We start from the raw sequence: 6145 nt of genomic DNA on the forward strand, positions 1-6145 counted from the left end.
ATTTCCCCCTAAACTTCGTTTGAAGGTACATTCCTATCTTACCTTACGGGCGGGCCGGATGACTATGCACAAAGCGTACAAAAAATTCATTTCCTTTTCGTGACTTTGTACAATAGCAATAAAATCCGTACAAGCACCGCATCGTTGAACGAACGCACGTCCAGCCCGGCCTCGTGTTTGATCTTATCCAGCCGGTACAGCAGCGTGTTGCGGTGGATGAACAATTTCTTGGCGGTCTCGCTGACGTTGCAGTCCATCGAGAAGAACGCGTCGAGCGTCGCGACCGTCTCCGAATCGGTGAACAGATCGGGCCGGCCCATCATCTCTTCGACGAACCGCGAGCGCACCGTCTCGGGAATGCCGCTGAGCAGCCTCTCGAGATGCACGAGCCACGGCAGGTGTATCTGCATGCCCACATGGAACTTGCGTCCGAGGAAGATCGTCTCCCTCAGCGTGGCCACGATGCGCACGACGTTCTCCGACGGGACGATCGGCTCGCCCACGGCGATGTGGCACTCTCCGCCCCATTCGCTCGTGATCAGCTCGTGCAGTCCCTCCGCCAGAGAGGCGAGCAGCTCCTTCGTCTCCTCGTGCCCGATCTCCTCGTCCCCGTCCGCGTCCGCCTCGGACAGCACGCTGTCGCTGGTCAGCACCAGCCATTCATGCTCCCGCAGCGGGATGAGCAAGGTCTCGTCCGAAATATAAGTGCGAATCGTCTTGTCCAGCTCGCTGTACGACGGCTCCTTGTCCTCCTCCTGCTCGCACGAAAGAAGGAAGGGCACCATTCCCTCGAACAACCGATTGCGCAGCTCCATGCGGTCGGGCACCTCCGCCCGCCACTCCCCTGCAGCCACCGACTGCTGAATCCATTCTCCGAACCGCCTGGCCTGCCGCTCCAGATCGGAAGCCGCGGAGACCGGCCTCATGCTCCCCTGCCGGACCGCCCAGCCGAGAAGCCGCTTCTCGAGCGGGGTCAGGGAAGACGCAATCTCCACGCCGTGCAGCTCGGACCCGTTAACCCGCGCGATCACCAAGCATCCGCCATTCGCCTCGATGGCGTCTCCGACTTCGGGATGCTTCGCCCCGCCAGCCTTCTCCCACTCGTCTCCCGTCAGCACCTTCGCGGTCACCGGCGCATTCAGCAGCTTGCTCAGCTCCTGCAGCTTGGTTTTGTTCATCGTTGAAGCCCCTTGTCAGTAGATAGCGATATGCGTCATTGTACCATATTTGACGCACTGAAGGAGCACTCATCGCAGGAGGAGCAGAACGACGATAGACAGCAGCGAGAACACCGCCGCGATTAAATATAGGAAGCTTACCGTCTGAACCTGGGTCAGTCCCCACTTCATCAGACTGTGATGGGTGTGCAGGTTATCGGCCCGGTGCAGCCCTTTGCCCTCGAGCAGCCTGCGCGAGAAGACGATCATCGTATCCAGAATGGGCACGCCGAGCGCCAGCATGGGGACGGATATCGAGAGCAGCGTCGCTCCCTTGAGAGTGCCGTCTACGGCCGTGACCGCAAGCGAGTACCCTAGAAAAGTCGCTCCCGCGTCCCCCATGAAAATACGGGCAGGGTGGAAGTTATAGGCGAGGAAAGCCAGGCACGCTCCCGAGAGAGCTACCGCCACGATCGCCGTGTCGTCCCGGGAGAAAATCAGCGAAGCGGCGAACAGCGTCATGGAGGAAATCGCGGTAACGCCGGAAGCAAGCCCGTCGATTCCGTCGATGAAGTTCAGCATATTGATAAGAGCGAACACCCACAGCAGCGTGAAAAACACGGCCCACCCCGGCGGGAATAAAATCATCGACGAACGGGCGGGGACGGAAATGCCGGCGATCGAGATCCCGAACGCGGACGGAATCATCGACACGCCGAGGTAAGCGATCAGTCTGGGCCAGACCGGAAACTCCTTGCCGTAAGACTTGTACGCGTCGTCGACCAGGCCGATCGCGACGAGCAGCCCGCCCCCGAGCGCCAGCGCGCCCAGCAGCGGGCCGACGCCGAGACACGCCCAGACGACTGCGATGACTCCCAAGTAGATGGCCAATCCTCCGCTGAGCGGGACGGGCTTCGAATGCACCTTCCGTTTGGAGGGCCGATCCACGAACCCGATTTTAAGCGCGAGCGCCCTTACGGCAGGCACCGTCATGAGAACGAGGAGAAAGGACAGACCAAGCGCGTAAAGATAGATCATCGGGAATCCTCCTGATCGGTTGATCGGCGGTTTCCCTTACTTTTCCCAAAACCGGTCCAAAACACCCCCTGTTCGCCTGTCGACAAGCGGAGAAAAAAAGAACGAACCGATCGGCAACCGCCTTCGATTCGTTCTTCCGTTGAGTTATTTCAATAGCTTCTCGAATTCTGCGCCCTCGATCACCGCAAAGTCTTCGCCTTCTCCGAAGCGCAGCGTCATAATCTGCGCGCTCCGAACGATTCGGACCTGCTCCTCGTTCAGCGTAATCGTGACTTTGCCTTTCCCGGGCACGATGGCTTTGTCCCGGTGCAGCATGATCCGGTCTCCGTCCGGCGGGTCGAACAGACTAACGGAACGGTTTTTCCCGCTTTCATAGGAAATGTCCACCTTCGCCCCGTCCTTCGTCTTGTACAGATTCAACGCCGTTATGTGCAGATCTCCGCTCTGAACGCTAAGCGCATAGCGGACCGTCCCGTTCGTGATCGTCTCTCCGTCGCCTGCCGGGCTGCCGCCGGCTTCGCCCCCGTCTTCCCGCCGATCGGGATTCGTATAGAGCAGCATATAGTCGAAGGCGGTATTGCCGGACTCGCGGACAATCGGCTCCACAGCCGCGACAGAAGTCCCCGAATGCAGCATCCAGCCGCTCCATTTGTCCATAAACGCGTTCACCGACAGTCCGGTTTCTCTGACAAGGTTGTTCTGAATGTCGGCCACGTTCAAATAATTTCGATACATCGCCCGCCGGGCCGCCTTTTCTCCGTACTGGTCCTCCAGAAAGGCGTACATCGAGCCCATCACATAATAGGTATAGAGATGGCCGTCCGGATTGGGCGCGTCCTTCGTGTACCAGGACCAGTCGATCGCAGTCTTGTAATCGGAAACAAGCTGCCTAAGCTTGGGCACCTCATGGTGCTCCAGGAAGCTGCGGCGGATCGTGGCCCGAATATCATTCGAATACGTTCCTCTTGGCTCCGAATACCGAACAAAATGGCTTTGTCCCTGCCACTCCTGAAGCTCGAAGCGGTCGCCGGCATAGGCGTTCGCCGAAGCCAGAGCGTGATTCAGCTCGTGCGCGATCGTCTCGTAGATCGGACCGCTCCTCATGTAGATGTACATTTGGCCGTCCTTGAGATTGGCGAATCCTCCTCCCGCTTCTTCCGATCGGTTCTCCAAATCCTTTCTTCCCGAAAGGACCGCGGCGGCGTTCCCGTCCTCCATGAACAGCGCGTTCACTTTGGCCTGCGGTTGGGGATAGTAGTTATACTTCGCCACCCTCCTGTAGATGGAGTCCATTTCTTCAAGCACCTCGGCGGTGATCCGGGAAAGATAGACATCGTCGGCGTAGACGTGAAAATAGCGGGTATCGATCCGGTGAAGCGTCAGCTTCGAATTTTGAAACGCCGCCTTGGAAACCGGAAGCTTGGAATAATCGAAAGAAACCCGTTCTTCCTCCCCGATTCTTTGGGCGATGCGCCCGGACAGAGCGAGGAGCGATTCCACGCCGCTCGCGTAGCGGGCCCGTGAAAGGCTCGCGGCCTTATCCGCGGAAGAGTCGTCCACCCACGTATCCCGGTCCCGGACGAGAAGAAGCCGATTGGTCTTCTTGCGGAGCACGGAAGACAAGGCGTTGCCCGGATCCACGTTGCGGATCGGGGTTCTCGTCACCGCTTTGGCGAAAGCCTCGAACGAAGGGTCCATGTAGTTGACGTACAGCTCGTCCAGCTGCCCCGTTCCTCCCATGGCATAGAGATCGACCGTGCACGCAATGCGGTCAAAGCTGAGCTTGTCCGCCAGCGCTTCGATCCCTTCCTGCCCCTTCCACTTGCTTCCGACAAAAGCGAAGATCATCGTGTACTCGGGCGCATGGTCCTTATAATAACGAGCGAGATCAAGCATCATGGCCGCCGAAGCGGATCCGGCTTTGGCGCTCTCATACCATGTTCCGTCCGGGAGGCTGCCGAAGCCGTCGATGTTGGTCACCCATAGAATGGCCTTCTCTTCGGACTTGCCCGGGATAACGCCGACCAGGTTGTCGGCCTGTGTAACAGACCGTTCGATAGAGAGATCGATTTGAAACTCCGTCTTATTCAGTACGGCCGGAGTATAGCCGCTGGGAACTCCGGCCCGTTCGGCCGTTTTTTCCGATATGTAGATGACCGGCACCTTCAGCTGTTCGGCACTCAGCGGATGCTCGTAATTGCCGATTTTCAGCTCGCCGTCCGCAATGACCGCGACGCCTTTCGCTCCTTGCGCCACCGCCCGTTGAATCCGGTCCTGAATTCCTTCCGGAAACTTTCCGTCCCTGTCGTTCCAGCGGAACAGAACGAGCCCTTCGACCTTCGACTTGTAATCCTTGGCCAAGCCAGCCCCTGCGTAAAACGCGCTGCGAAAAGCGTAAGCTCCGGAAGCCGATCTGGCATAGGGCATATAATCCTTCATCAGCTTCAGCGAAGTCTTGTTCAGGGCTACCTTCTCCTTCTTCAAGGTCGCGGTGCCCGCCTCGTAGCTCTGGCGATATTGCTCCTCATCGAGAACCGGGAGCATTCCGACCTCGCGCATTCGTTGCTCCAGATCGTCGACGGTCTTAGCATACCCCGGCGTTCCCGCCTGCCTGCCCTGATACGCCTTCCCGGCCCACTCCTCGATGACGCTGAAGCTGTCCAAGCGAACGGACGCCTTCGCTGTCGGAAGCGCATTCATCAGACTGGCGATAAGCGTCAAGGAAATGAATGCAATTACGTACTTGCCCGTCTTCAAGCTCATCAGAATTCCTCCATGATCGCAAGTCGGATTTGAACCCAAGCATAAACGGCTTACGCCGTCCTTAGGATCGGCGGGATAACGTTTATGTCGGAGGGGATTCAGATAAGGATAGCGAATTTGATCCTTTCTGAATCATCAAAAAAGCAGACGCCTAGACGTCTGCTGCCGATTCAAAAACTGGTGAGCCATGTAGGACTCGAACCTACGACACCCTGATTAAAAGTCAGGTGCTCTACCAACTGAGCTAATGGCTCGGGCAATGGTGGAGGGTGATGGATTCGAACCACCGAACCCGAAGGAAGAGATTTACAGTCTCCCGCGTTTGGCCACTTCGCTAACCCTCCATGAATGACCCGCCGGTAGAACACGCACCTGAGATGGGCTTGCCAATACCGGATAAAACGAATGGTGGCTCGAGACGGAATCGAACCGCCGACACGAGGATTTTCAGTCCTCTGCTCTACCAGCTGAGCTATCGAGCCTTACTTGCTCCCGATCAAGGGAATCTGATGCGAAATCGGAATGAAAATGGCGGAGCCGACGGGATTCGAACCCGCGGTCTCCTGCGTGACAGGCAGGCATGTTAGGCCTCTACACCACGGCTCCGCGCGAGATAAAATGGTGGAGGCTGAGGGGATCGAACCCCCGACCCTCTGCTTGTAAGGCAGATGCTCTCCCAGCTGAGCTAAGCCTCCATGGGACATGATAAAGTTGGTAGCGGCGAAGGGACTTGAACCCCCGACCCTCCGGGTATGAACCGAATGCTCTAGCCAGCTGAGCTACGCCGCCATATCGGGTGCTCGGTTCCAAAGCTCTGAGAACCGACATCCATTCCTCATTATGCAGACAAGGCTTGCGCCTTGAAAACCGGATGCGAACCAAACGTTGTCGTCGACGCGGCCAAGAAGCCGGTCTCCGCGCGAAGAAGAAGGTGAATTGCCTTGCTAGGCCAATCCGCTTAGGATAAGCCCTCGACCGATTAGTACTCGTCAGCTCCACACGTTGCCGCGCTTCCACCCCGAGCCTATCAACCTGGTGTTCTTCCAGGGGTCTTACGAATTGGGAAATCTCATCTTGAGGCAGGCTTCGCGCTTAGATGCTTTCAGCGCTTATCCCTTCCGCACTTGGCTACCCAGCGGTGCTCCTGGCGGAACAACTGGTACACCAGCGGTGCGTCCATCCCGGTC

The 6145-nt window shown here is 57.8% G+C and carries 3 protein-coding genes, 6 tRNA genes and 1 rRNA gene; all 10 read right to left on the reverse strand.

Features of this window, described 5'->3' with window-relative positions; translation table 11 throughout:
• Nucleotides 1-86: 86 nt before the first annotated feature.
• Nucleotides 87-1178, reverse strand: a complete 1092-nt coding sequence (locus ACFO3S_RS24800; protein WP_378101597.1) for a PucR family transcriptional regulator — start codon at nt 1176-1178, stop codon at nt 87-89.
• A gap of 69 nt (nt 1179-1247) precedes the next feature.
• Complete coding sequence (locus tag ACFO3S_RS24805; RefSeq protein WP_378101600.1) at nt 1248-2195, reverse strand: MraY family glycosyltransferase; 948 nt, start codon at nt 2193-2195, stop codon at nt 1248-1250.
• Nucleotides 2196-2339: 144 nt separating this feature from the next.
• On the reverse strand, nt 2340-4958 hold the full coding sequence (locus tag ACFO3S_RS24810; protein ID WP_378101602.1) for a zinc-binding metallopeptidase family protein: 2619 nt from the start codon (nt 4956-4958) through the stop codon (nt 2340-2342).
• A 178-nt stretch (nt 4959-5136) separates the two neighbouring features.
• Nucleotides 5137-5212: transfer RNA gene (locus tag ACFO3S_RS24815), tRNA-Lys, on the reverse strand.
• 6 nt (nt 5213-5218) lie between these two features.
• Nucleotides 5219-5302, reverse strand: a tRNA-Tyr gene (locus ACFO3S_RS24820).
• Between the two features lie 62 nt (nt 5303-5364).
• A tRNA-Phe gene (locus ACFO3S_RS24825) sits at nt 5365-5440 on the reverse strand.
• Between the two features lie 47 nt (nt 5441-5487).
• A tRNA-Asp gene (locus ACFO3S_RS24830) sits at nt 5488-5564 on the reverse strand.
• A gap of 13 nt (nt 5565-5577) precedes the next feature.
• A tRNA-Val gene (locus ACFO3S_RS24835) sits at nt 5578-5653 on the reverse strand.
• Nucleotides 5654-5670: 17 nt separating this feature from the next.
• A tRNA-Met gene (locus ACFO3S_RS24840) sits at nt 5671-5747 on the reverse strand.
• Between the two features lie 170 nt (nt 5748-5917).
• A 23S ribosomal RNA gene (locus ACFO3S_RS24845) occupies nt 5918-6145 on the reverse strand; the annotation flags it as partial.

Origin of the sequence: Cohnella hongkongensis (assembly GCF_042654645.1) — a bacterium.
Taxonomy (GTDB): Bacteria; Bacillota; Bacilli; order Paenibacillales; family Paenibacillaceae; genus Cohnella; species Cohnella hongkongensis.